Below are 25,073 nucleotides of genomic sequence, written 5' to 3'. Positions count from 1 at the left end.
ATTCCTGTTAAACAAAGCCTACGTCCGTTTCTTTACGCTTTTTGTAGTGAGTAATACAAATGGCGATAAGAATGACCATACCGATGACGATATTGACGAAGTAGTTGGAAACCCCGATTAAGTTCAGACCGTTTTTCAAGATACCGATAAGGAAAACGCCCATCAGTGTGCCGATAACGCTACCGCGCCCACCGGATAAGCTGGCACCACCTAAGACTGCAGCTGCGAGAACATCGAGCTCACCACCAACTAGAGCGCTAGGCACCACTTCACTCATTCGGTAGGTCTGCAACATACCGCCGATTGCCGCCATGGCACCGAGATAGCCGTAAGCGAATAGGTAGATAACCCAAACACGAATACCAATACGTGAAGCTGATTCTTGGCTGCCGCCCACCGCATACAGTTGGCGACCAATGTGGGTTTTGTTCATTAAGATCCACGTTAAAAACGCGATCCCTAACATCACGATCAATGGCAAACCAATTTGATAATATTCACCATCCACTTCAAAAGGCAGGATGGTGACAGGATCTACCCACCAATCTGGTAAGTCGTAGATACTGTGTCCGTTGGTTAGCCACATCAGCATGCCGAACAGCAAAGATTGCATACTAATGGTGATAATGATCGACACCACATTGAGGGAGTAAATCAAAATCGCGTTGATCAACCCAAAGGTGATCCCGATGACAATCGCAAGGGCGATACTGAGCGTTGGGCTTTCGAGTAATCCTTGCAGTAAGAAAGTGGCAATCACATATTGGACAACCGAGGCAACGGCGGCGAAAGAGATATCAATACCACCCGTGACGAGCACCACGAATAATCCCAGCGCAAAAATACCGGTGACCGCATAGCTTTCGCTTAAGTCGAGCAAGTTTTGAATCGTGAGAAATTGTGGGCTCATGAGGGTGAAAAACACCACCATGATGAGGATCACCCAAATAAGCCAGCCTTCAACAGACTGCGGACGAAGTTTTTGCCAATTAGCCATTGATGATTTCCTCCAATTGTTGCTCAGTCATGGAATCCGTCACAATTTCTTTGACGATAGATCCTTGTTTCATATGTAAAATGCGATCGCAGTTGTAGAAAGCTTCAGAGGCTTCATCGGTGATCAATAAAATGGCGATCCCAACACCAGAAAGGCGATGGATCAGCTTGTAAATACTGTCTTTAGCACCGATATCGACCCCTACAGTAGGGGCATCGAGGATCAGCACTTTAGGGCGTGTCAGGATCCACTTGGCGAGCACCACTTTCTGCTGATTTCCCCCCGATAGGGTGGAGAGAGCATTGTTTGGGTCGGTCACTTTAATATCCAAATCCGCGATCCACTCTTGGACGATTTGCTGGCATTTTTGCTCATCAATCAGATGCAGAGGGGTTTTCAGGCGATCTAAAATCGAAATCACCATATTGTCAGCGATAGACTGCTGCAAAATTGCACCCAGTGTCAGGCGGTCTTCAGACACGTAACCAATACCATGTTTGATAGCTTGGGCATTGTTTTTGAAGATAATCGGCTTGTCTTCGACGATCATTTCGCCGCTGTCAGGACGGGTGATCCCAAACAGGGAAAGGGCAAGCTCGGTACGACCAGAGCCTAATAATCCGCAAAGTCCCAGTACTTCACCGCGCTTTAATGACAGGGAAATATTCTGGTATTGCCCAGCACGGCTGAGATTTTTCAGCTCTAAGACTGTGTGAGTTTCTTCTGCGTTATTGGGTAATTTACGCTCATGAACAATATCAAGCCCTGTCATCAGCTCGGTGATTTTGCGCGTGGTCAGGTCTTCTGCTGGCCATGTACCCATTTTCTGACCATCACGAATAACGGTAATACGGTCAGAAATCTCTTTCACTTCCTCTAATCGATGGCTAACAAAAACAACAGTGATCCCTTTGTTTTTCAAGTAATTCACGGTAGAAAGTAGCTGATTAACTTCGGTGCGTGTTAACGAGGCCGTTGGCTCATCCATGATCACTAAGCGCGCATCTGCTACCAGTGCGCGGCAAATGGCAACTTGTTGGCGCTGGGCGATTGGCAAAAATTGCACGGGGGTATCAGGGTCAATGGTGAACTCAAGTTCCTTGAGAATTTGTAACGCTTTTTCCCTCACTTTTCCTTTCTGAAACCAACCGAAATAACCGTTTAAATTCAGTTCAAAGGCGATGTTTTCCGCCACGGTTAAGTTAGGAAATAAGGATAAGTCTTGGTAGATAACTTGAACGCCTAGCTCTCGCGCTTTGTCTGGGGTTAGGCGAGAGTATCGTTTGCCATCTATTTCAATTTCGCTGCCTTCATCGGGAGCATAAACGCCGCTAATGGTTTTAATTAACGTACTTTTTCCGCAGCCATTGGTGCCCGCTAAACAGTGAACTTCACCTTTGTTTAGCGTCAAGTCGATATTGCGTAATGCACGATGACCACCAAAGCTTTTGGAAAGATCCCGTAACGTAATCAGTGGGGAGTTTTTTTCGGCTGTCATAGTGGAGTCCTGGTGTTGACTGTGTCGTCAGATTCAGAGTGACAACAGACACCGCTATCAGACCTAAATAGGGTACTGCTGTCACTTAAACTAGGTGGAACAAAATAATACTGTTGTCGTATTTTTATTATGTAGAGCGAACTTACAGACCGACTTCAACCAGTTTTTTGGTGTTTTCAATATTCAGATTAACTGGGTTATCGCTGAGGATGGTGTTACCACTCACTTTGATCTCACCCATATCACCGATGCTGACGCCAGTTTTGATCTCTTCGCCATTCATCATTGCCGTCGCGACTTGTACGAAAACTTGACCAGCCACTTTCGGGTTAGAGATATAGCCGCCATCAATCGCGCCTTTTTCTAACAATTTAATGCCTTGACCCGGTGTGAATGTACCGAAGACACAGGTTTCTGCGTTTTTACGGCGTTTATCGATAGCGCGACCCGCACCGATAGGCCCTTGAGAACCAAACGACATGATGCCTTTCAGATCTTTATGTTTAGATAGCAGGTCGTTTGCGGTACGCATAGAATCATCAACGGATTCCGCGACACCAAAGCGGTCATCGACCATTTGCATTTTCGGATAGTGTGCTTTTTGATAAGCGATTGCCGCATCAGCCCATTCGTTGACTAAAGGTACCGTCAGGCTGCCCACGAACATGGCGTATTTACCTTCTTCACCCATACATGCAGCCATATCTTTCATATGGTTAGCGCCCATGCTTTGGGTATCCAGTAATTCGAAATCCCAATCCGCATTTTTTTGATCTGGGGATTCGTGAGTAATCACTTTGATGCCCGCTTCTTGAGCGCGTTTTAAAACTGGCTCAAGGACTTTTGCATCGTTAGGAACGACGCCGATAACATCGACTTTCTTCGCGATTAAATCTTCAATTGCACGAACTTGTTCTGCAGGGTCAGCGGTGGTTGGACCCACTTGGAATGCATTAACGCCGAGCTTTTTACCTTCTTCGGTGATCCCTTGCTCCATGACGTTAAACCAAGGAATTCCCCCCACTTTTACCACGACACCCATGGTAAATGGCTTTTGTGCTTTCTGTGATTCAGCCATCGCCATGTTGGAAAACAGTGCGGCGCCCATTAAGCAAGGTAAAACTAATTTTTTCATATTCATCGTTATATTCCTCAGGGATGATGTGCAGATATAGCCATGCTCATCAACATAGGGTTAATGTTTTGTTTAATCGGATAGATATAATTAATTTCTATTAATCGTTAATTTAATTAATAGGTTTCTTTGCTGCCTGGTGTAATTCGGTTATTTAAAATAAAAACAAATTGCTTAATTTACTCACTTAGTTACTCTGCGACTATCATCGATATAAATGCTATTTATTACACTAAATACTATTTATCACATTCAATAATGTTTAATTTTGGAAATGCTTGCTTGAAATTTTTATCATTAAGTTTATTGGTAATTAACACGTTAATATCATTTAAGGTACAAACTTGGCTAAAAGCATATTGGTCTAATTTATTATTATCCGCTAATAACACACAATTCTCAGAAACCTGAATCATAATATTTTTTAATTTGGCATTAACTTCACTGCCATCTCGAACGCCAGTTTCAATATTGAATCCTTGGCATGATAAAAATAACGTTTTAATTTGAAAGCTACGGATAATACTTTCAGAAATGGGACCATGAAAATCATCATGGCGTTCTGAATACTCTCCACCAATGCCAATGACGCGAACGCGATCTCGGCATGCTAATGCTTGAATGATTTTGACGGAGTTGGTGACCACCGTAATATCGATATCGGGTATTTGCCTTGCCAGAAACCAGCATGTACTGCTGTTATCCATCATGATGCAGTCACCCGGTTGAATAAATTTCAACGCCGCTTTGGCGATTTTCATTTTCGCATCTGGGTTCTCTTCCGTTCTTTTACGAAAGGATTCTGCACCATCCACCATTTGACTGAGTTTGACCGAAGAGGGCATCACATTCAGTACTGGGCTTTCATCTTGCTCAGTGGCAACCGCACCACCAAAACTACGAATTAAACGTTTTTCACGTTCTAATACCGTTAAATCTCGGCGAATAGTTTCTTGAGAAACGTGACAAAGCTGGGCTAAATCGCGCACTAACGCTGAGCCATGTTGAGAAACATGGGAGCAAATTAATCGGTGGCGTTCAGCTTGTAGCATCTCAAAACTCCTATTCAGCCCATGGCATTTATTATTTCTGTAACAAACATTCTTTCCACGGTAAACAGTCTGCCAGTGATGGATTTTTTTTGTCGTGACTCGACTCATGTAATAACGGATAGAAACAAACAAAGCTATTTATAGAGTTATCGATCACGTTTATATGAAATAAATATTTCTGTTTTCATTTTTATCGTTAATTGGATCACTAAATATGGCGGTATATAGCCAGAAACTAGACGAAGCATTAATCAACTTTCACATATTCGGGCATTTTTATTAGGCGTATTTTTGTTTTAGTCTGTTTGATTATGACTGAATGCGACCGAGTTATGTTGATTTGTTAATGATTTGTAAAGTGTCAGGCTTTTTTATTCAGCTAAATCTGTTTACCTTAATAATCAGAACAACGTCTATTCATCGACAGTAAATAGAGAATAAAAGAGAGCCTTGTCGTTGATATGACTCGCTATTTTCATATCGTATTCACGCCATCTTTTTGCACCTTGGGAGGTCATCATGCTGGAAACATTAAAACAGCAAGTATTTGAGGCGAATCTTGAATTACCAAAACATAAGCTAGTAACGTTTACGTGGGGTAACGTAAGTGGAGTAGACCGAGACGCCGGTTTGATGGTGATTAAACCTTCCGGGGTGGATTATGAAACCATGAAAGCGGATGACATGGTGGTCGTTTCATTAACTACTGGTGAAGTCGTCGAAGGAAAATATAAGCCTTCTTCAGACACCGACACTCACTTAGCGTTATATCAAGCCTTTCCCGAGATTGGTGGTATCGTACATACCCATTCGCGCCATGCAACCATTTGGGCACAAGCTGGCTTACCGCTAAGCGCATTAGGCACCACACATGCCGACTATTTTTATGGTGAAATACCTTGTACCCGTAAAATGACAGAAGGTGAGATTGCCGGTGAATATGAGAGAGAAACTGGGCATGTGATTATTGAGACATTTAAGCAGCTCGGAATTTCTGCAAAGGATATTCCCGCGGTATTAGTCCATAGCCACGGTCCTTTCGCTTGGGGTAAAGATGCTCATAATGCGGTACACAATGCAGTGGTGTTGGAAGAGATTGCGTATATGAATTTATTCACGCGCCAGTTGACGCCAAAAATTGACGATATGCAGCAAGAATTGCTGGATAAACATTATTTACGTAAACATGGTAAAAATGCGTATTACGGACAAAAGTAGAGTTTATTTATTTTTAAATACGCTATTTTAAGACTATTCATTTTATTGTTAATAAGTTGATAAATTTATTTTTCATTTAATTGAAAGGTTTTAACTCGCTCAGTATCCATTGAATGCCATACACAATTATCCATAACAAATTATCCATAACAACAGCCACGGAAATATTATCGTGGCTTTGCCATGCAAAAATATTTTTATCAGGGTATAGGGTTAAATTGTAAGTCGGTTTAAACTGGCGCGGTGTATTGGTGATACTGAGTGGAAAGGACATGTCTAATCGAGTACTTTTTCTATTTTTGACCTTTTTCGTTAATCTTTTTTCTGTTTCACATGCTGCGGATATAAAAAATAATAATTTAATTATCAGTGGTTCAAAAGCGATCAATCTTGATAATTGGGAGCTGGTGGATGTACCACCCAAATTGATTCAGACAAAAGCGCCAGAAAACATCTTTGCTATTGTAGGCGGTCAAATGCGTATTGTTGGGGAGATTAATCCAGACAATGGCTTTTACGCCTATAGTCCAAATGGTGACTATAATGCCCTACAGTTTGGTAATGATTTCGCTTATGTTAAAAGCACTCAGATATCCAAAAAGAAGCCTCGGAATATCCCTGAAGATGACCGTTTAAACGATCTTAAAAACCCGGTTTATGATTATTTGATTACAAGCCAAAAAACGCCAGTATTCAGTGCAACTGATGAAGATTCGCGGCAAATCGCCTCTTTATGGGAAAATCTTCGCTATCCAGTGTTGGCTCGAATGATCAAAACGGATGAAGATGGGGATAAAACCTCATGGTTAACCATTCGTCTCGGTGATCGCTTGGGTTATGTTCGCTTAGATGATGTGGCGATTGATAAAGGCATTCCTATTTTTACTTATCACCATATTCTCGAAGACAGTGAAAATAAAAATTTTCGCCATACTTCAACAACAACCTCGGTTGATGCTTTTCGTGAGCAAATGAATTACCTCAAAGAGATGGGGTATCAAACATTATCACTCGAAGATGTGGAAGGTTATTTAAATAAGAGTGCGAATTTACCAGGGCGTGCCGTAGTCTTAACCTTTGATGACGGGCTTAAATCCGTTTATCGCTATGCATTACCTATTTTAAGAGATAATCAGCAACAGGCGACGCTGTTTGTCATCTCTTCGCGTATCAAAACTCAGCCACAAAAATGGGATCCGGATTCTCTGCAATTTATGAGTAAGCAGGAAATTAAAGAGAGCCAAGATGTTTTCAACATTCAATCTCATACGCATTTTTTACATCGCTTAGATAACCGTAATAACCCGATAATCTTTAGCCGTAAAGAGCATACCATCATGCTGGATTTTAAACGCTCAATGAAAGTATTGGCGAAATTCGAAAGAGACCAGCGTTATTTGGCCTACCCGTTCGGTGCTTATAACCAAACGGCGATTGATGCGGCAAAAGAAGCGGGCTTACATCTTGCGGTGTCTACCATCCAAGGAAAAGTGAAGCTCGGTGATAATCCATACGCATTAAAACGCCTGTATGCTTATAGTACTGACCCGATTAGCAAATTTGCATTGATGGTAGGCAATAGCGAGCAGGATGTGGTGAATAAGAACGTTGTCGTTGATAAATAGAAAGTTGATAAATAGAAAACTGAAAATAGCGGCAGATAAATAAATCAGGGTGAGTCAAATAAAAATGGCTCACCCTGTTTTTTTATTTATTTAACGCATTTCTTGCAAGTGGCATTCTGCACAATATCAAAGAAGTTATTGCCTTTATCATCCACCAAAATAAAGGCTGGCAGCCCTTCCACTTCCATTTTCCAGACGGCTTCCATACCTAACTCTGGGTATTCGAGGCAATTTAAGCTTTTGACAAACTCTTGCGCCAAAATCGCCGCGGAGCCGCCAATGCTACCAAGGTAAAAACCGCCATGTTTTTTACAGGCGTCAGTTACTGCTTGGGTACGGTTACCTTTTGCCAGCATTAGCATACTACCGCCATGAGATTGGAATAGGTCAACGTATGGATCCATACGGTTACCCGTTGTTGGGCCTAAAGAACCCGACACCATATCCTCAGGTTTTTTCGCAGGGCCTGCGTAATAGACCATATGATCTTTAAAGTATTGTGGTAAGTCTTCACCATTATCTAAGCGCTCTTTAAGCTTGGTATGGGCGATATCGCGAGCGATGATCAGTGGACCACTGAGAGATACACGGGTTGATACAGGGTGTTTACTCAACTCGGACAAAATATCTTTCATTGGGCGGTTGAGGTCGATATGAACCACGTTCCCTTCTGACTGATGACGCATCGATTCAGGGATATATTGTGCTGGATTATGCTCCATTTTCTCCAGCCACAAGCCGTCTTTGGTGATTTTTGCTTTGATATTGCGGTCAGCGGAACAAGAAATGGCTAAACCGATCGGGCAAGAAGCACCATGGCGAGGCAAGCGAATAACACGCACATCGTGGGCAAAGTATTTACCGCCAAATTGCGCACCAAAGCCGAGATGGCGTGACGCTTCTAATAACTCATTTTCTAGCTCAACATCACGGAACGCTCGGCCATACTCATTACCTGTCGTTGGCAGGTTATCATAGTATTTTGCTGAAGCCAGTTTGGCTGTTTTCAGCGTGGTTTCCGCTGAAGTACCGCCGATAACGAATGCGATATGATAAGGTGGGCAAGCGGTTGTCCCTAAGTTTCTCATTTTCTCAATTAAGAAGTTTTTCAACTTAGCCGGGGTCAGCGTTGCTTTAGTTTCTTGATAAAGAGCGGATTTATTTGCAGAGCCTCCGCCTTTGTTAACAAATAAGAAATGGTATTCATCACCCGTAGTGGCAAAAATATCAAATTGTGCAGGCAAGTTGGTACCTGTATTGACTTCGTTAAACATATCCAGCGGGGCATTTTGCGAAAAACGCAGGTTTTCGTGTTGGAAAACGTTGTAAATGCCTCGAGAGAGGTATTCTTCGTCATCACAGCCCGTCCAAACTTGTTGCCCTTTTTTCCCGACGACAGCAACGGTTCCCGTATCCTGACAGTTTGGCAGAACACCTTTCGCAGAAATCTCGGCGTTACGCAGTAATTGCAGGGCGACATACTTGTCGTTTTCACTGGCTTCTGGATCGTGCAAAATCGCGGCGACTTGTTTTTGGTGGGCAGGTCTTAAAAAGAACTGGGATTCATAAATTGCATGTTCAGCAAGAAAGGTTAAAGCCTCTGGCTCAATTTTTAGCATTTGCTTCCCAGCAAATTGCTCTACAGAAACATATTTATCAGAGACTTGGTAATATTCGGTTTTATCCTCAGATAGCGGATAAGGTTCTTGGTAAAAAAACTCTTTATTAGCCATTTTGCTCACTCACATATTAATTTTAGCGGAAAATATAAGAAATAAATTGTTTATAGGCTTTTTATTCTAAATCTCGCTTGTTTTGTCAGGCGGGATAATCGTTTATAGGGATAATAGTCTGAATGAAATTAGAATAATTACTCATTATATTCAAAGGGATGTAAAAGAAAATATGACTTTGGTTAAACTTTGCCAAGAAACTAATATTCGAATTCAAAGTATGAAGCTAATCACATAAATTAATTATGGGTATTGGGTTTAATTATTTGTTATCCATGTTATCGCGGAGCAGTTAATTTAGATTTTATGCATTCAATTTTTCCATAAATATCCTAATAGGTTAGTGGATTAATTAATCATTTATGGTTGGTTAGCATTCTGGAGATAATAAATAAAATACAGAGTGAAAATAAAAGGAAAATGGGTTTTTATTATTACTTGAGCAAGTTATCTTAATCGATAGTTTAGTTTGATTTTTTGTTTAACATATTGAATTTAATATTCTTTTAATGTTTCTTTTATTTTTGGTTCTATAATGAAAAATGATAGATAAGCACAAAGCTATGAAAAATATGGCTATGTCACTTATTTTTATCATAAATCGCTTTTATTTGTTTTAAATTCATAGTGAAAGGCAAACAAAGTGTTGAAAATGGCTTTCAATTTTCATTAACAGTGTTTATTATGCTGGCCTTATTGTTTTATTAAAAATGGCGCTACTGGTTTTGGGCTTTGCTGGGGTTCTCCTGGGGGCTTAACAGTCTTTAACGGTGGCGGTTCTATCTGCATTATTCCTAGGGATAGAGTGTATTATAAATGACTGAGACAACTTCTCTCACACCACTCGTCGAATTAAAATCTTTAAATAAAGGTTTTGATGGCAAACAAATTATTTCTGAGCTTGACCTCACGATCCGAAATGGGGAGTTTCTCACCATTTTAGGGCCTTCTGGTTGTGGTAAAACGACGGTTTTACGTCTGATTGCTGGATTAGAAGATGTGGATGACGGTCAAATTATTCTTGATGGTCAGGACATTACAGATATTCCTGCGGAACAACGTTTCGTGAATACTGTTTTCCAAAGCTATGCATTATTCCCACACATGACCGTATTTGAAAATGTGGCATTTGGTTTGCGCATGCAAAAAACACCAAAAGCGGACATTCAAAAACGGGTGGAGCAAGCCTTGCATATGGTGCAATTGGCGGATTTTGCAGAGCGTATGCCGAACCAACTTTCGGGTGGTCAACAGCAACGCGTGGCAATTGCGCGTGCGGTTGTTAATCGTCCCAAGGTTTTGCTATTGGATGAGTCGTTATCTGCGCTGGATTATAAGCTGCGTAAACAGATGCAAAATGAGCTGAAAGCCTTACAGCGTAAGCTGGGGATTACGTTTATTTTTGTGACTCATGACCAAGAAGAAGCTCTGGCTATGTCTGACCGTATCATTGTGATGCGTGAAGGGAAAATTGAGCAGGATGGTACGCCGCGTGAAATTTACGAAGAGCCGAAAAACCTGTTTGTTGCTCAATTTATCGGTGAAATCAATATTTTTGATGCAAAAGTGTTGCATCGTATTGATGAACAACGTATTCGTGCCAATGTTGAAGGGCATGAATGTGATATTTTCACCGATTTACCGGTCACAGAAGGTCAGCATTTAAACGTCTTATTGCGCCCTGAAGATTTACGCGTTGAAGAAGTCAATGACGCCGATAATCACCCTGGGCTGATCGGTTACGTGCGAGAACGTAACTACAAAGGCATGACGTTAGACTCAGTGGTTGAGATGGAAGATGGCAAAATTATTATGGTCAGTGAGTTCTTTAACGAAGATGACCCTGATGTCGACCACTCCCTTAACCAAAAAGTTGCCGTGACTTGGGTTGAAAGCTGGGAGGTAGTTCTGGATGATCATTCGTAAGCATAAAATCTTGCAGAATGTGATTATCACGGGCGTCGTCGCTTGGCTGTTGCTCTTCGTCTTTCTGCCTAACTTAATGATCATCGGCACCAGTTTTTTCACGCGCAGTGATACAAATCTGGTGGATCTGGTGTTTACTTGGGACAACTACATCCGTCTGTCAGACCCGATGTATGCCCAAGTGATGCTGCATTCGTTGAATATGGCGTTAATCGCCACGTTCTTCTGCCTTGTGATCGGCTACCCCTTTGCATTTATTTTGGCGAAGCTGCCTAAGCGCATCCAACCGCTGATGCTATTTCTGCTGATTGTGCCATTTTGGACCAACTCATTGATCCGTATTTATGGCTTAAAAGTGTTCTTAAGTACCAAAGGGTATTTGAATGACTTTTTGCTGTGGATTGGCATTATCGATAAGCCGTTGAAATTGATGTATACCCCAGAAGCGGTGGTATTGGGCTTAATCTATATCTTGTTGCCATTTATGGTGATGCCGCTCTATTCCAGTATTGAAAAGCTGGATAAATCCTACTTGGAAGCGGCGCGGGATTTGGGCGCCAATAAATGCCAAACTTTTGTGAAGATTATTATTCCATTGACCATGCCGGGAATTATTGCGGGCTGCTTATTAGTGTTGTTGCCAGCAATGGGGCTGTTCTACGTGGCGGATTTAATGGGTGGGGCGAAAAACCTGCTGATTGGTAACGTCATTAAGAGCCAGTTCTTGAATATTCGCGATTGGCCGTTTGGGGCGGCAACCAGTATTTTCCTCACGGTGATGATGGGGCTGCTGCTGTATGTGTACTACCGAGCTGCTAAGCTTTTGAATAAAAAGGCGTATGAAGAATGATAGGACGTATTTTGCGTGGTGGCTTTATGACCACCATCTACGCGTATCTTTATATTCCAATCATTATCTTGATTGTGAACTCATTCAATGAATCGCGTTTTGGTATTCAGTGGCAAGGTTTTTCGACCAAATGGTATGAGTTACTGAGCAATAATGACAGCCTGCTTGAAGCCGCAGGGCATTCATTGACCATGGCGGTACTTTCAGCGACGTTTGCGACAATTATCGGCACATTAACCGCCGTTGCTCTCTTTCGTTATCGTTTTAGAGGCAAGCCATTTGTCGGCGGAATGCTGTTTGTGGTGATGATGTCCCCCGATATTGTGATGGCAATTTCATTGCTAGTCCTGTTTATGATCCTTGGCGTCTCATTAGGTTTCTGGTCGCTGTTATTTTCACATATCACCTTCTGCCTGCCTTTTGTAGTGGTGACGGTATACGCGAGATTGAAAGATTTTGATGTAAAAATGTTGGAAGCGGCGCGGGATCTCGGGGCGGGGGAATTTACCATTTTACGGAAAATCATTCTGCCATTAGCGCTGCCTGCGATTGTCGCAGGGTGGCTGCTGAGCTTTACCTTATCAATGGATGATGTGGTGGTTTCTTCCTTTGTGACGGGGCCAAGCTATGAAATCTTACCATTGAAAATCTACTCAATGGTAAAAGTCGGGGTCTCCCCAGAAGTGAATGCACTGGCAACGGTGTTGTTACTGATGTCGCTGGTTTTGGTCTGTTTAAGCCAGTGGGTTATGCGCGATAAACACGGTAAAAATGCCGTCGCGAAGTCATCAAAACGTTAAGTTGTACTTGGTGGGTGTCATTTGGGCACCCAATCTTTTCATGCCATCAGGCGAGAGGGTAGGCTTTAACTGAGCCTATGAAGATAGATAAAAAGCACTTTGTTGAGGGAAAATCAGTGATGAAAAAATGGTCCTATCTGCTAGCCGCAGGTTTAATGGCTGCAAGTATTGGCACGGCAACTGCCGCTGACGATAACAAAAACGTACTGTATTTCTATAACTGGACAGAATATGTTCCCCCCGGTTTATTAGAGCAATTTACTAAAGAGACTGGGATCAAGGTGATTTACTCCACCTATGAATCCAATGAAAGCATGTACACTAAATTGAAAACCTATAAAGAAGGGGCTTACGATTTAGTGGTGCCATCGACTTATTTTATCGACAAAATGAGCAAAGAAGGCATGCTGCAAAAGATTGATAAGACAAAACTGCCTAACTTTAAAAACCTCGATCCAAACCTTATCCATAAAGAATTCGATCCAAATAACGACTATTCAGTACCTTATATTTGGGGCGCAACAGGGATCGGAATCAATGGTGATGCGGTTGATCCTAAGTCCGTCACTTCATGGGCAGACTTTTGGAAGCCAGAATACAAAAATAGCTTACTGATGATGGATGATGCCCGCGAAGTGTTCCAAGTGGCGCTAACAAAGCTTGGTTATTCTGGCAATACCACGGATCCAAAGCAGATTGAAGAAGCCTATAACGAACTGCAAAAATTGCGTCCAAATATTCTGGCCTTTAACTCAGACAACCCTGCAACCCCGTATATTGAAGGCGAAGTGGATGTCGGTATGCTGTGGAACGGCTCGGCATTTGTGGCTAGACAAGCGGGTTTACCGATTGAAGTTGTATGGCCAAAAGAGGGCGGTATTTTCTGGATGGACAGCTTAGCTATCCCTGCCAACGCGAAGAACGCAGAAGGGGCACACAAGCTTATCGACTTCTTATTACGCCCAGAAATTGCGGCACAAGTGGCGGAGTCTATCGGTTATCCGACGCCAAACTTAGAAGCGAAAAAATTATTACCAGCCGAGATTGCGAATGACCCATCTCTATACCCATCAGAAGAGGTATTGAAAAAAGGGGAATGGCAAAGCGATGTGGGGAATACCAATATTCTGTATGAAGAGTATTTCCAAAAGCTGAAAGCAGGGCGTTAATATCTATTCTGTTTGGCTATTGTTATATAAGGCATCACGCTGGTGATGCCTTTTTTACATACAAAATCAGTGATTAACGCGGCGATTATGGATAACAAATTTGGCAAAGTTATCTGCCCAAGGCTGTAAGAAATCCTTACTTTTTGGGGAAATGGTGTCTTGCTCATCCACCATGCCGTCATACCATTTTAAATAACACTCAGGTTGATTCATCGTCGGCATATTGAGGAACGCGAGGCTATTGCGTAAATGTTGCTGGGCAATTGCGGTGCTAATATTACCAATCGAAACCCCTAATACGCCCGCAGGAATACCATCCCATGAGTTATCTCCCCAAGGGCGAGAGCCTTGGTCAATTGCATTCTTTAATACACCTGGCATTGAGCGGTTATATTCCGGTGTTGCGAAGATAATGCCGTCTGATGCTTTGATTTGGCTCTTAAAATTAGCCACTACCGCGGGAACATTCTGGTCGGCTTCTTGGTTATAGAGAGGTAAATCAGCAATGCTGATAAATTTGAAGGTAAAATTCGATGGGAATAATTTAGTGATGGCTTTGGCGACTTTTAGATTATAAGAGTCAGCACGTAAACTACCCACAACCACACCGATATTATACTGATTGGACATAATCAAAACCTCTTCTTATGTTGTGAAAATACAACGAACTCGCATATTTTCTTTGGAATAGGAATTTCTTTAATAATTTAGCATAATAAAATTCATTAAAAATAAATTAAGTTAAATTTAATTTTTTCCAATTGTAAATTGCAGGAAATTCATTACGTTATTTGTTTATATTTTCAAATTAACTTTGTGATTTAGGGTGGCTAAAAAAGAATACTGTGACGTCAATTACACTATTCGTATTTAATTCCTCTCAATATTCTCTTCATTGATACGAGTCAAAATAGAACATACCGACTGGTCGGTATTATTCATTCCCATGAACACACTCGTGCATCCAAGAAAAAAAGATCCAATCAAACGACAAGAAGAGTTGCTAAAGGCAGCTAGGATAATCGCTGGTCGAGAAGGTATTGCGGCGCTTTCGCTGAATGCTGTCGCCAGAGAAGCGGGTGTGAGCAAAGGGGGGTTAATGCACCATTTCCCCAGTAAACAAGAACTTATTCACGCATTGTTTATCCAGCTATTAGACATCATGGATGTGCGTATTGCCGCCATTATGGCGAATGATTCCGATCCTTATGGGCGATTTTCTCGTGCCTATTTGCACTACGTTGGCGAGCTTAAAGACTCCGATGAAAGTTTTCAGCTCGCACTTTTATCATTGGCTATGCCCACAGAGCCTGTGTTACGTAAATGCTGGCGTGATTGGATGTTAGGGCATCTCGCTCAAGGTGATGCATTTGATAATGGCTATTTGGGGGCTTTAGTGCGCTATGCCGCCGATGGACTGTGGTTATCTGCGTTAACGGAAGGCCCTACATTATCGAGCCAAGAACGTAATGCCATCATTCAGCGGTTAACACAAATTTCGTTTGAAGAGATGGGTTAATTTTCCAAGGGAAAATACGTCTAAACATACAATGAGGCGATAATGAAATATAAAATCAATGCCTTCATTATTTATGATGCCGTTGATGGCACTTTATCTTTAAAAAAAGATGAGGTGGATACTCAGCTGTCTATTACGGCTAATGCATTATTATTCTATTTAATTCAAAAAAAAGGCGTAGTTTCTCGTGATGAAGTGCTTAAGGCGGTTTGGGATGATAATGGTCTGGTTTCATCAAACAGTAATTTAAACCAGTATCTCAGCCTGCTAAGGAAAACATTTCGACAATACGGTATTGAAAACATTATTGTCACCGTTGCTCGTGGGCGCTTAGAGTTTAATTCTGAGATTTTATTGGAATTACTCGATGAAGAGACGCTCAATACCACACACTTATTAAACAGCCTGAATGAAATACAAAAAGCTGAAGTGGTTCTGGCTTCTTCCTTAGAGACTAAACCTGCTGAATCCCCCTCTGAAAAATTACCGTATTCATTACCAAAACAGAAACGTGAAATTTGCTGGTATCTCGCGAGTGCGGCTTTTTTATGTAGCTCCATTTTATTGGCAGCGATGAGCTATTTTTCATCTCAGCCCTCCGCGCCAATGGTTTTGCCAACGCTAGAACATACCAGCTGCGATGTGTTATCTAATGAAAAAATGATTAACGCTTTTGTGGCTGATAACTATGTCCAAAACTTTGATAAAGTTAGGAAAAACTTAAATTTGGCGTGTAATGATAAAGAGCGTTTTGTCTTCTTTTATGGGGATAAATTGCAGAAGAATGGCTTAGGGCGCGTCTTTCTCGCCCATTGCGCTGCCAATGAATCCAATCCATTCAGTTATTGTGATAATTATTTTTATTATTCTTGGAAGCCACAATGAAAATATCGGGAAAGCTATTATGTCTCGTGAGTGCGCTGATCTTTGCGTGTGTTGTGATTTATACACAGTCAGTTGTATTGGCCAATAAAAATTCCGGTCAAATGGCGTGTTCAACCAAGGGGATTATGCGTTTTGAGAATATGAAGGATGAAAACGTTAACGGTAATATTCACTTTAATTTTGGGACGAACGGAGAAGGCTCTATTGTTGTCGAAGGATATACCACCTCCAGCGCCGGATGGCTTTATTTACAGCGATATGTCAAATTCAAATACACCAGCAAACGTATTTCGCCAACGGAACAGCACTATAATATTAGCCACTGGGAAGCCAGTGCTTCCTCAATTGATGAATCCCCTAATGTGATTTTTGATTATTTTATGCGGGAAATGTCAGATAGCCATGACGGCTTATTTATCAATGCCCAAAAACTCAATGATAAAGCGCTACTCTTGAGTTCAATTAATTCCCCTTTGTTTATCTGTACGCCTAAATAAGCGCGTGGACTTGATTGATAGCCCATGCAGCTTGGGGCCTATCCACACATTCATTCCTATTGGTTTACTGCACAACTTTAACTAGCAAGTTGATACGGCTTTTACTGCCTGGCAATCAGTGATATCACACTGTGTGCCTTGTAAAACAAAGCAATTTCCTTTCTGCTTATATTCTTATCTTCCCACCTCTCATTAGCTTATGGCTCGGGCGTGAGGCAAGCCACACTTATTATTGACCAAATTACCTTCTTGCATCAGCTCAATCACATCTTGTTAACCATTCCTCCAATAAACCCGTTATCCGCATTTATGGTTTTTTCTTCCACCAGATAGATACGTGAATTTTCCAGTTTATTAGCATAGAGATGTGAATCTGCTGCCTGTTGATTATAAATTCTGGGTTTTTATTCTAATTATCTTCACTTCATGGATTTATATTTTGTTTTATTTTTTGGGGATTATAGTGATTTTGAAGCCAAAAGCTGCGTTCAATTAATCACCACGCAGACTCAATTGGCATAAATGTTTACTCACAGTTAAGAGGCATCAACGTTCTGGAACATGGCTCTTAGGTGCTGCGGGTAGAGAAAAACGTAACGGCTTCCTTGGAGGAAACAACAATGGGTGATGCATTAGGACTTATTGAAACAAAAGGTTTGGTGGCTTGTATTGAAGCAGCTGATGCAATGTGCAAAGCCGCTAACGTCGAGCTAATCGGCTATGAAAACGTGGGTTCTGGTCTCGTGACTGCCATGGTGAAAGGTGATGTTGGCGCAGTAAAAGCGGCAGTAGATTCCGGTGTTGAATCTGCACAGCGTGTTGGTGAAGTGGTGACATCGTTAGTCATCGCCCGTCCACATAACGATATCAACAAAATCGTGATTAAACATAAAGCATAGCGTTTTCGGGGGAAATATGGGTGATGCATTAGGTCTTATTGAAACACAAGGACTCGTTGCTTGTATCGAAGCAGCTGATGCGATGTGTAAAGCCGCTAACGTGGTGCTGATTGGCTATGAAAATGTGGGTTCTGGGTTAGTCACCGCCATGGTGAAAGGGGATGTTGGCGCAGTTAAAGCGGCAGTGGATTCTGGCGTTGAATCTGCATCTCGTATTGGCACCGTCGTGACCTCTCTGGTTATCGCTCGTCCACACAGCGACATCCAGAAAATTGTCTCTCAGTATAAAGTCGCAGAATAAATAGGAAATTTACTTATGAAAGAAGCTCTTGGCTTAATTGAAACCAAAGGTTTAGTGGCGTGTATCGAAGCTGCTGATGCAATGTGCAAAGCCGCTAACGTCGAGCTAATCGGCTATGAAAATGTGGGCTCTGGACTCGTCACCGCCATGGTAAAAGGCGATGTGGGTGCTGTTAATGCGGCGGTTGAATCCGGTGTCGAAGCTGCGAAGCGTGTTGGCACCGTGGTGACTTCTCGTGTGATAGCAAGACCACACAATGATATCGGCAAAATCGCGCAGCAGCATAAAGCTTAATCATTAGAAGTATTAGATAAAACAACAAATTAGTAAGTTTAATCTTTTGACTCCGGTACGGGGGAAGACATGGTTGCATTAGATAAAGATCTGCAATCCAGACAACTGGCTAGAGAGCTGGTTAGAAATGCGAAACAAGCACAAAAAATCTTTGCGACTTTTTCGCAGGAGAAAATCGACAGTATTGTTAAACACATTGCGACAGAATCTGCTCGTCATGCAGAAGAGTTAGCAAAAATGGCGAATGAAGAGACGGGTTTTGGGAAGTGGCAAGACAAGGTCCTGAAAAATACGTTCGCTTCAGTTCGTGTGTATGAACATATTAAAGATCTGAAAACAGTTGGCATCATTAATGATGACAAAATCAATAAAGTTATGGATGTGGGTGTTCCGTTAGGGGTTATCACGGCACTGGTGCCTTCGACTAACCCAACTTCAACCATTATCTATAAAACATTGATTGCCTTGAAAGCCGGTAACGCAATCGTCTTTTCCCCCCATCCAAACGCGAAAGCATGTAGTTTTAGAACGCTTGAGATCGTAAAAAAAGCGGCACTTGAAGCGGGTGCGCCAGCAGGTATCGTCGATGGTGTGACTATGCTAACGCTGGAAGCGACAAAAGAATTAATGCACAGCAAAGATGTTTCTCTCATTCTGGCAACGGGTGGGGAAGGCATGGTACGCGCCGCTTATGCCTCTGGCACACCAACAATCAGTGGTGGCCCTGGTAACGGTCCTGCTTTCATTGAACGTAGCGCGGATATCAAAAAAGCCGTCAGTGACATCATTACCAGCAAAACGTTTGATAACGGTGTGATTTGCGCATCTGAGCAATCCATCATTGTTGAACGCTGCATTTACAACGACGTTCACCGCGAATTATTAGCTCAAGGCGCTTACTTCATGAATGAAGATGAAGCGAAACGCATGGCTTCGATGCTACTGAGAGCGAATGGCACGATTAACCCTGAAGTCGTAGGAAAAGACGCGATTACGTTGAGCCAACGTGCGGGCTTTAGTGTTCCAGCTAACACTCGAGTGTTAATTGCGTTACAAGATACTGTCTCACCGAAAAACCCGTATTCACGGGAAAAACTGTGCCCAATCTTAGGTATGTATGTTGAGGAAGATTGGCGTTCTGCATGTCACCGTGTTGTTGATTTGCTGACTAACGAAGGCTTAGGACACACGCTGGTGATCCACACGCAAAATGAAGATGTTATTCGCCAATTTTCTCTCGAAAAACCGGTTAACCGTATTTTGATTAATACGCCAGCCGCACTAGGTGGAATTGGTGCAACCACCAATATTACGCCAGCACTGACATTAGGATGTGGAGCGATTGGAGGTGGTTCTAGTTCTGACAACGTCGGTCCGATGAACTTGCTCAATATCCGTAAAGTCGGTTATGGCGTTCGTTCCATTGATGATTTGAGACAACCCGCACCAGTGAGTGCTCCGGCTTACTCAACATCGCCAATCGCATCGACTGGGCATGGAAATCAAGCGTCTGTCAGTATTCTCGATGATGACCGTTTTCGTCAGGCTCAACCAGTAAAAGCTCAAAGTAATAGCGCTGCGGATAACCGATTTGCTAATGCAGTGAGTCATGTTGACGTTGCCGATGTTGCTGAAGCGGTCGCCACTCATGGGGAGATCACGGAAGAGAATGTCGAGCAGATTATTAAGGCCGTTCTCGGACGCCTAAATAAGTAATTTATTGAGATAAGGCGGGTAAATCATGATTTTGGCAAAGGTAATTGGACATGTTGTCGCAACGCAGAAATGCCAAGAGCTTAGTGGCAGTAATTTACTGATGATCACGGCGCTTGGTGATGATCTCAAACCGTTGAAGGACAAAACGTATGTTGCGGTGGACAGTGTAGGCGCAGGTATTAATGACCTTGTTCTGGCGGAAGAGTACTTCGCATTGAATAAGGACAAATACAAAGCGATGTCCGTGGTTGCCATTGTTGAAAAAGTGTATCGAGACGGTAGGGAGTAAATAACGCATGAACCAGTTTTTGATTAAACCAAGGGTGCAATTCGGTGCGAATGCTTTGGATTATTTATCTCAGGTTAACGCCCAGCACGCGTTTATCGTAACCGATAAAGCGATGGTGAAATTTGGGTTAGCCGACGAAGTGATTCATCGATTATCTCAACAGGGAATTTCATTTTCTCTGTATGACGATGTCGTGCCTGACCCGGAAATCTCGTCCATCGTAAAAGGCATGAAAATCATGGATAGCCAATATCCAGATTTAGTGATTGCACTGGGCGGTGGTTCGGTGATTGATGCGGCAAAAGCGATTATTTACTCCCTATGGCATACCCGCCAAGACAGCCATAGAGCCAAACCTCATTTTGTGGCTATTCCGACAACCAGCGGAACAGGCTCTGAAGTCACGTCTTTTTCGGTGATTAAGTCTAATTCCGAGAAGTTGGTATTGGTTGATGAGTTTATGTTGCCCGATGTGGCGATTTTAGACCCTGTTTTAGTGAAGTCAGTCCCTGCTGCTATCACGGCAGATACGGGAATGGATGTGCTATGTCATGCCCTAGAAGCTTATGTTTCACGCAGTGCCTCTGACTTTTCAGATGCGCTTGCCGAGAAAGCCGTTCAGTTAGTTTTTGCTCACTTAATAGATTGCTATCGCGACGGCAGTAACTTAGTGGCTCGTGAAAAAATGCATAACGCATCGTGTATTGCTGGAATGGCATTTACCAACGCATCCCTGGGGATCACCCATAGCTTAGCGCACGCACTTGGCGGCGTGTTCCATATTCCACATGGTCGCGCGAATGCGCTATTGATGGCTCAAGTGGTGGCATTTAATGCGGGGCTAGAAGGGTGTTGTGAAACCAACGCGGCGAAGCGTTATGCCGATTTAGCCAGAAAACTTAATTTACCGGCTTCAAATATACGAGAAGGCGTTGAGAGCTTAATTATGGCAATCAACGTATTGAAAGATGAAATGAATATGCCGAAAGGCATTCACGCTACAGGCGTCAATGAAACTGATTTTAATGCCCGTTTAGGGGAAATGGTTGGACAGGCGTTGCGCGATAGTTGCACTCCGACTAATCCACGGGACGTAAATGAAAAGCAGCTAGAAGCACTGTACAGACAGTCTTTTTAATAGTTAACGCTTTTTATGTGATGAATAACGAACTAGAAAGAACATCAGGAGAGGCTAACATGGCCAAATATGCTTTGACCCCACGTGTAAAAACACTGGCTGAACGTTTAAGTGCTCGCAATTGCTCAATCATTACCGAACGTGCCAACATTCTTGAAACTGTCAGAAATCAATTAACAGGGGCGCCTCAAGCGATTAAACCCGCTCAGCGTTTTTATGAGTTTATTCGTAATTTCCCTGCTTTTATTGCACAAGATGAATTGATTATTGGTAGCCAATCTTCAACTCCTCGCGGTGCAATTTTCCATACGGAAGATGAAGTACACAGCCAGAGTATTTATGAGTTTTTAGCGGGTGATAGCACAATCGCCGCACCGGATTATTTAGTGGTACTAAATGTCGGATTTGCGGAAATCAAAAACCAGCTAGAAAATCGCGTTAGAAATATTGGTAGTGCCGTTAGCCGTAATAGTATTGATGAGGCAAATAACTGTCGTGCAGCAATTTATGCCTGTGATGCAGCCATCCATTTTGCAAACGCTTTAGCTGTACGAGCAGAAAATCTTGCGGCCACAGAAGCTAACCCATATCGTCGTGCCGAATTACAAGAAAGCGCGGAAGTATTACGCCAAGTACCTGCAAAACCAGCACAAACCTTTAAAGAAGCTTGCCAAGCGTTCTACCTATTACAACTGATTTTGCATTTAGAAAATGGCAGCTATGCCGTGAACCCAATGGGTTTCGACAAAGCCGTTTATCCATTCTATCAGCGCGACATTGAGCAAGGTCGATTAACTCAACAACAGGCTTACGAGATTGTTGAAAGCTTATGGTTAAAACTGGCTGAGCTGTCAGAAGTCCGTGCAACACGCGCCATTGATGGTTATCCAATGTTTGATGCACTGAAAGGCGGTGTTTATCTTAATGATCCGCAAGTTTGCATTAACGAACTTTCCGCGATGATGCTTTCTGCTCATGAAAATATCAGCGCAATTAATGCTGGATTAAAAGTCCGTTTATATTGCGGTCAAGCAAGCACGCAGCCTCAATATTCTGCGGCTTCAGCGAGTTATGTAGCACCAACGGCTCAACAAGATAATGAATTCAAAGTGATGGAAGGGTTAACGCCGCGCTTACAGCGTTTGCGTAACCGTTATCTAGAAGCGCGTCCAAGCGTGTCTATCTATCGCGCATTAGCCTTTACGGAAGTAGTGAAAAATAACCCAGGTTTACCGCCGATTTTATTACGTGCAAAAGCGTTCCATCGTGCATGTGAAACCGCACCTATCTTGATTCAGCCTGAAGAGCTGATTGTCGGTCACCCATGTGGTAAAGCGCGCGCAGGTGCATTTTCACCTGATATCGCATGGCGCTGGGTAGTGGATGAACTCGATACAATGAGCACTCGCCCACAAGATCCATTTGTGATCTCCGAAGAAGATAAAAAAGTGATTCGTGAAGAAATTGCGCCATTCTGGGAAGGTCGTTCTCTGGATGAAATTTGTGAAGCGCAATATCGTGAAGCTGGGGTTTGGGAATTCAGCGGCGAAACTTTTGTGAGTGACTTGTCTTATCACCAAATCAATGGCGGTGGCGATACTTGCCCTGGTTATGACGTATTGCTTTTCACCAAGGGCATGAATGGCATTAAAGCGGATGCTCAGGCAAGACTGGCTGAGTTAAGCATGCAAAATCCAGAGGACATCGACCGCATCTATTTCTATAAAGCCTCGATTGAAACCTGTGAAGGTGTGGTGGCTTATGCGCATCGTATCGCTGAACATGCTCGTGAACTGGCTTCTCAAGAGACAGATCAGAAACGTCGTGAAGAGTTACTCACAATTGCTCAAGTGAACGAAAATGTACCGGCGAATCCACCAAAAACATTGCAAGAAGCGCTGCAAAGTATTTGGACTGTGGAATCCTTGTTTGAAATTGAAGAAAACCAAACAGGATTGTCATTAGGCCGTTTAGACCAATACTGTTTCCCAATGTATGAAAGCGATATTCAATCGGGTCGTTTAACCCAAGACCAAGCACTGGAAATGATGCAGGCGTTTATCATCAAATGTGCGGAATTAATGTGGATGTCCAGTGAGCTGGGTGCTAAATATTTCGCTGGGTATCAGCCATTTATCAACTTAACTGTGGGTGGTCAAAAACGCTCTGGTGGTGATGCATGTAACGATTTAACGTACTTAATTATGGATGCAGTACGTTTCGTGAAAGTTTACCAGCCATCATTAGCATGCCGTATTCACAACCAATCTCCGCAAAAATATATGGAAAAAATCGTGGATGTGGTGAAAGCCGGTATGGGCTTCCCTGCCTGCCACTTTGATGATTCCCATATCAAAATGATGCTGCGTAAAGGCTTTGATTTCGAAGATGCTCGCGACTATTGTTTAATGGGTTGCGTGGAACCACAAAAATCAGGTCGAATTTATCAGTGGACATCAACGGGTTACACCCAGTGGCCAATCGCCATTGAGTTTGTTTTGAACCGTGGTCGGATGGTGCTGTTCGATAGTCACCAAGGTTTAGATACCGGGGATCTGCGTAGCCTGAAAACGTTCGAAGATTTCGACAATGCCGTAAAAGCGCAAATTGCCCATATTGTTCGTCTGTCTGCGATTGGTACGGTCATCAGCCAGCGTGTTCACCGTGATGTCGCGCCAAAACCATTGATGTCTTTACTGGTGGAAGGCTGTATGGAGAAAGGGAAAGATGTTGCGGCGGGTGGTGCAATGATTAACCACGGCCCGGGGCTGATTTTCTCTGGTCTAGCAACTTACGTTGACTCAATGGCGGCTATTCGCAAAGTGGTTTATGAAGAGGGCCGCTATACCTTAGAGCAAGTGCGCGATGGGCTGCTTGCCAACTTTGAAGGTTATGAAGAGTTACGTCGTGATTGCCTGAATGCACCTAAGTTCGGTAATGATGACAACTATGTCGACCAATATGCTTTAGACATTACTGAATGGACTGAACGCGAGTGCCGCAAATACGACATGCTGTATTCCACATTGAGTCACGGCACATTATCCATTTCTAACAACACACCGATTGGCGAGCTAACTGCCGCGACTGCGAATGGTCGTTTAGCGTGGATGCCACTGTCAGATGGGATTAGCCCAACTCAAGGGGCGGATAAACAGGGCCCAACGGCAATTATTAAATCCATCAGTAAGATGAACGTGGAAACGATGAACATCGGTATGGTGCATAACTTTAAGTTCTTAAAAGGCTTATTAGATACACCAGAAGGTCGCAATGGGTTAATCACGTTGTTAAGAACGGCATCCATTTTGGGTAACGGTCAAATGCAGTTCAGCTACGTTGATAACGAAATGCTGAAAAAAGCACAGCAAGAACCTGAGAAATATCGTGACTTAATCGTTCGTGTTGCTGGCTACAGTGCTTACTTCGTTGAGTTATGTAAAGAGGTTCAGGATGAAATCATTAGCCGTACGGTGATTGAGAAATTCTAAACCAAACCTAGGTGGGGATAGGCTGCTATTCCCACCATTCA

At 42.7% G+C, this 25,073-nt stretch carries 20 protein-coding genes and 3 pseudogenes; 16 read left to right on the top strand and 7 right to left on the bottom strand.

Going from position 1 to position 25,073, the window contains the following annotated elements:
* Positions 1 to 7: 7 nt before the first annotated feature.
* From GKR74_RS08055 to GKR74_RS08040, 4 genes are all read right to left on the bottom strand, one after another.
* Positions 8 to 997, bottom strand: coding sequence for an ABC transporter permease (locus GKR74_RS08055; RefSeq protein WP_036949223.1), 990 nt, complete (start codon positions 995 to 997; stop codon positions 8 to 10).
* Positions 990 to 2,495, bottom strand: coding sequence for a sugar ABC transporter ATP-binding protein (locus GKR74_RS08050; protein WP_154603179.1), 1,506 nt, complete (start codon positions 2,493 to 2,495; stop codon positions 990 to 992). Before GKR74_RS08050 ends, GKR74_RS08055 begins: the two co-directional genes overlap by 8 nt.
* A gap of 142 nt (positions 2,496 to 2,637) precedes the next feature.
* Positions 2,638 to 3,630 carry a substrate-binding domain-containing protein gene (locus GKR74_RS08045; protein ID WP_036949290.1) on the bottom strand — a complete coding sequence of 331 codons (993 nt, stop codon included), beginning with the start codon at positions 3,628 to 3,630 and terminating at the stop codon, positions 2,638 to 2,640.
* Between the two features lie 239 nt (positions 3,631 to 3,869).
* Entirely contained in the window at positions 3,870 to 4,682 is an 813-nt protein-coding gene (locus tag GKR74_RS08040; RefSeq protein WP_181477614.1) for a DeoR/GlpR family DNA-binding transcription regulator, read from the bottom strand.
* 519 nt (positions 4,683 to 5,201) lie between these two features.
* Here GKR74_RS08040 and araD point away from each other — a divergent pair.
* Positions 5,202 to 5,900, top strand: a complete 699-nt coding sequence (gene araD / locus GKR74_RS08035) for an L-ribulose-5-phosphate 4-epimerase (RefSeq protein WP_154603178.1) — start codon at positions 5,202 to 5,204, stop codon at positions 5,898 to 5,900.
* Between the two features lie 76 nt (positions 5,901 to 5,976).
* Here the strand turns inward: araD and GKR74_RS08030 are convergent, their stop codons facing one another.
* Entirely contained in the window at positions 5,977 to 6,174 is a 198-nt protein-coding gene (locus GKR74_RS08030) for a hypothetical protein (protein WP_154603177.1), read from the bottom strand.
* Here GKR74_RS08030 and GKR74_RS08025 point away from each other — a divergent pair.
* The gene (locus GKR74_RS08025) at positions 6,173 to 7,525 is read left to right on the top strand and encodes a polysaccharide deacetylase family protein (RefSeq protein WP_154603176.1); all 1,353 of its coding nucleotides are present in this window, start codon (positions 6,173 to 6,175) and stop codon (positions 7,523 to 7,525) included. The genes GKR74_RS08030 and GKR74_RS08025 overlap by 2 nt on opposite strands.
* 86 nt (positions 7,526 to 7,611) lie before the next feature.
* Here the strand turns inward: GKR74_RS08025 and GKR74_RS08020 are convergent, their stop codons facing one another.
* Positions 7,612 to 9,258 carry a fumarate hydratase gene (locus tag GKR74_RS08020; protein WP_154603175.1) on the bottom strand — a complete coding sequence of 549 codons (1,647 nt, stop codon included), beginning with the start codon at positions 9,256 to 9,258 and terminating at the stop codon, positions 7,612 to 7,614.
* Positions 9,259 to 10,074: 816 nt separating this feature from the next.
* Between GKR74_RS08020 and potA the strand changes: the two genes are divergently transcribed.
* The 4 genes and pseudogenes from potA to potD all read left to right on the top strand — a co-directional run bounded on the left by potA (position 10,075) and on the right by potD (position 14,003).
* The gene (gene potA / locus GKR74_RS08015; RefSeq protein WP_108479516.1) at positions 10,075 to 11,184 is read left to right on the top strand and encodes a spermidine/putrescine ABC transporter ATP-binding protein PotA; all 1,110 of its coding nucleotides are present in this window, start codon (positions 10,075 to 10,077) and stop codon (positions 11,182 to 11,184) included.
* A pseudogene (gene potB / locus GKR74_RS08010) lies at positions 11,171 to 12,037 on the top strand (spermidine/putrescine ABC transporter permease PotB). The gene potA and the pseudogene potB overlap by 14 nt, the downstream one beginning before the upstream one ends.
* Positions 12,031 to 12,834 carry a spermidine/putrescine ABC transporter permease PotC gene (gene potC, locus GKR74_RS08005; protein ID WP_036949236.1) on the top strand — a complete coding sequence of 268 codons (804 nt, stop codon included), beginning with the start codon at positions 12,031 to 12,033 and terminating at the stop codon, positions 12,832 to 12,834. The pseudogene potB and the gene potC overlap by 7 nt, the downstream one beginning before the upstream one ends.
* 119 nt (positions 12,835 to 12,953) lie before the next feature.
* Entirely contained in the window at positions 12,954 to 14,003 is a 1,050-nt protein-coding gene (potD, locus tag GKR74_RS08000; protein WP_154603174.1) for a spermidine/putrescine ABC transporter substrate-binding protein PotD, read from the top strand.
* Between the two features lie 84 nt (positions 14,004 to 14,087).
* On the opposite strand, the pseudogene GKR74_RS07995 reads toward potD, so the two are convergent.
* A pseudogene (locus GKR74_RS07995) lies at positions 14,088 to 14,633 on the bottom strand (NADPH-dependent FMN reductase); the annotation flags it as partial.
* Positions 14,634 to 14,949: 316 nt separating this feature from the next.
* On the opposite strand from GKR74_RS07995, the gene GKR74_RS07990 reads away from it, so the two are divergent.
* The 10 genes and pseudogenes from GKR74_RS07990 (at position 14,950) to cutC (ending at position 25,032) form a co-directional block, all read left to right on the top strand.
* The gene (locus tag GKR74_RS07990) at positions 14,950 to 15,522 is read left to right on the top strand and encodes a TetR/AcrR family transcriptional regulator (protein ID WP_154603172.1); all 573 of its coding nucleotides are present in this window, start codon (positions 14,950 to 14,952) and stop codon (positions 15,520 to 15,522) included.
* Between the two features lie 42 nt (positions 15,523 to 15,564).
* A pseudogene (locus GKR74_RS07985) lies at positions 15,565 to 16,401 on the top strand (winged helix-turn-helix domain-containing protein); the annotation flags it as partial.
* Between the two features lie 2 nt (positions 16,402 to 16,403).
* Positions 16,404 to 16,904 (top strand): FidL-like protein, encoded by a 501-nt coding sequence (locus GKR74_RS07980; RefSeq protein WP_154603170.1) that lies wholly within the window; start codon positions 16,404 to 16,406, stop codon positions 16,902 to 16,904.
* Positions 16,905 to 17,524: 620 nt separating this feature from the next.
* Positions 17,525 to 17,803, top strand: coding sequence for a BMC domain-containing protein (locus GKR74_RS07975; RefSeq protein WP_004249182.1), 279 nt, complete (start codon positions 17,525 to 17,527; stop codon positions 17,801 to 17,803).
* A 16-nt stretch (positions 17,804 to 17,819) separates the two neighbouring features.
* Positions 17,820 to 18,104: a BMC domain-containing protein gene (locus GKR74_RS07970; RefSeq protein ID WP_006658500.1), complete on the top strand. Its 285-nt coding sequence runs from the start codon at positions 17,820 to 17,822 to the stop codon at positions 18,102 to 18,104.
* A gap of 15 nt (positions 18,105 to 18,119) precedes the next feature.
* Entirely contained in the window at positions 18,120 to 18,398 is a 279-nt protein-coding gene (locus GKR74_RS07965; protein WP_006658501.1) for a BMC domain-containing protein, read from the top strand.
* Positions 18,399 to 18,467: 69 nt separating this feature from the next.
* Positions 18,468 to 20,114, top strand: coding sequence for an acetaldehyde dehydrogenase (acetylating) (locus GKR74_RS07960; protein WP_154603169.1), 1,647 nt, complete (start codon positions 18,468 to 18,470; stop codon positions 20,112 to 20,114).
* 25 nt (positions 20,115 to 20,139) lie between these two features.
* Positions 20,140 to 20,403 (top strand): EutN/CcmL family microcompartment protein, encoded by a 264-nt coding sequence (locus GKR74_RS07955; RefSeq protein WP_036949246.1) that lies wholly within the window; start codon positions 20,140 to 20,142, stop codon positions 20,401 to 20,403.
* 7 nt (positions 20,404 to 20,410) lie between these two features.
* Entirely contained in the window at positions 20,411 to 21,541 is a 1,131-nt protein-coding gene (locus tag GKR74_RS07950; RefSeq protein WP_154603168.1) for a 1-propanol dehydrogenase PduQ, read from the top strand.
* 59 nt (positions 21,542 to 21,600) lie between these two features.
* On the top strand, positions 21,601 to 25,032 hold the full coding sequence (gene cutC, locus GKR74_RS07945; protein WP_154603167.1) for a choline trimethylamine-lyase: 3,432 nt from the start codon (positions 21,601 to 21,603) through the stop codon (positions 25,030 to 25,032).
* Positions 25,033 to 25,073: the final 41 nt, after the last annotated feature.

The organism is Providencia sp. wls1914, assembly GCF_009706645.1.
Classification (GTDB): Bacteria; Pseudomonadota; Gammaproteobacteria; order Enterobacterales; family Enterobacteriaceae; genus Providencia; species Providencia zhijiangensis.
The sequence above is the reverse complement of the archived record's forward strand: the minus strand, read 5'-3'. Positions and strand labels throughout refer to the sequence as shown.

Bases quoted from the DNA above. Each gene is read 5' to 3' on its own strand.
- GKR74_RS08055 (WP_036949223.1), bottom strand. From the start codon at position 997: ATGGCTAATTGGCAAAAACTTCGTCCGCAGTCTGTTGAAGGCTGGCTT.
- GKR74_RS08050 (WP_154603179.1), bottom strand. From the start codon at position 2,495: ATGACAGCCGAAAAAAACTCCCCACTGATTACGTTACGGGATCTTTCC.
- GKR74_RS08045 (WP_036949290.1), bottom strand. From the start codon at position 3,630: ATGAAAAAATTAGTTTTACCTTGCTTAATGGGCGCCGCACTGTTTTCC.
- GKR74_RS08040 (WP_181477614.1), bottom strand. From the start codon at position 4,682: ATGCTACAAGCTGAACGCCACCGATTAATTTGCTCCCATGTTTCTCAA.
- araD (WP_154603178.1), top strand. From the start codon at position 5,202: ATGCTGGAAACATTAAAACAGCAAGTATTTGAGGCGAATCTTGAATTA.
- GKR74_RS08025 (WP_154603176.1), top strand. From the start codon at position 6,173: ATGTCTAATCGAGTACTTTTTCTATTTTTGACCTTTTTCGTTAATCTT.
- GKR74_RS08030 (WP_154603177.1), bottom strand. From the start codon at position 6,174: ATGTCCTTTCCACTCAGTATCACCAATACACCGCGCCAGTTTAAACCG.
- GKR74_RS08020 (WP_154603175.1), bottom strand. From the start codon at position 9,258: ATGGCTAATAAAGAGTTTTTTTACCAAGAACCTTATCCGCTATCTGAG.
- potA (WP_108479516.1), top strand. From the start codon at position 10,075: ATGACTGAGACAACTTCTCTCACACCACTCGTCGAATTAAAATCTTTA.
- potC (WP_036949236.1), top strand. From the start codon at position 12,031: ATGATAGGACGTATTTTGCGTGGTGGCTTTATGACCACCATCTACGCG.
- potD (WP_154603174.1), top strand. From the start codon at position 12,954: ATGAAAAAATGGTCCTATCTGCTAGCCGCAGGTTTAATGGCTGCAAGT.
- GKR74_RS07990 (WP_154603172.1), top strand. From the start codon at position 14,950: ATGAACACACTCGTGCATCCAAGAAAAAAAGATCCAATCAAACGACAA.
- GKR74_RS07980 (WP_154603170.1), top strand. From the start codon at position 16,404: ATGAAAATATCGGGAAAGCTATTATGTCTCGTGAGTGCGCTGATCTTT.
- GKR74_RS07975 (WP_004249182.1), top strand. From the start codon at position 17,525: ATGGGTGATGCATTAGGACTTATTGAAACAAAAGGTTTGGTGGCTTGT.
- GKR74_RS07970 (WP_006658500.1), top strand. From the start codon at position 17,820: ATGGGTGATGCATTAGGTCTTATTGAAACACAAGGACTCGTTGCTTGT.
- GKR74_RS07965 (WP_006658501.1), top strand. From the start codon at position 18,120: ATGAAAGAAGCTCTTGGCTTAATTGAAACCAAAGGTTTAGTGGCGTGT.
- GKR74_RS07960 (WP_154603169.1), top strand. From the start codon at position 18,468: ATGGTTGCATTAGATAAAGATCTGCAATCCAGACAACTGGCTAGAGAG.
- GKR74_RS07955 (WP_036949246.1), top strand. From the start codon at position 20,140: ATGATTTTGGCAAAGGTAATTGGACATGTTGTCGCAACGCAGAAATGC.
- GKR74_RS07950 (WP_154603168.1), top strand. From the start codon at position 20,411: ATGAACCAGTTTTTGATTAAACCAAGGGTGCAATTCGGTGCGAATGCT.
- cutC (WP_154603167.1), top strand. From the start codon at position 21,601: ATGGCCAAATATGCTTTGACCCCACGTGTAAAAACACTGGCTGAACGT.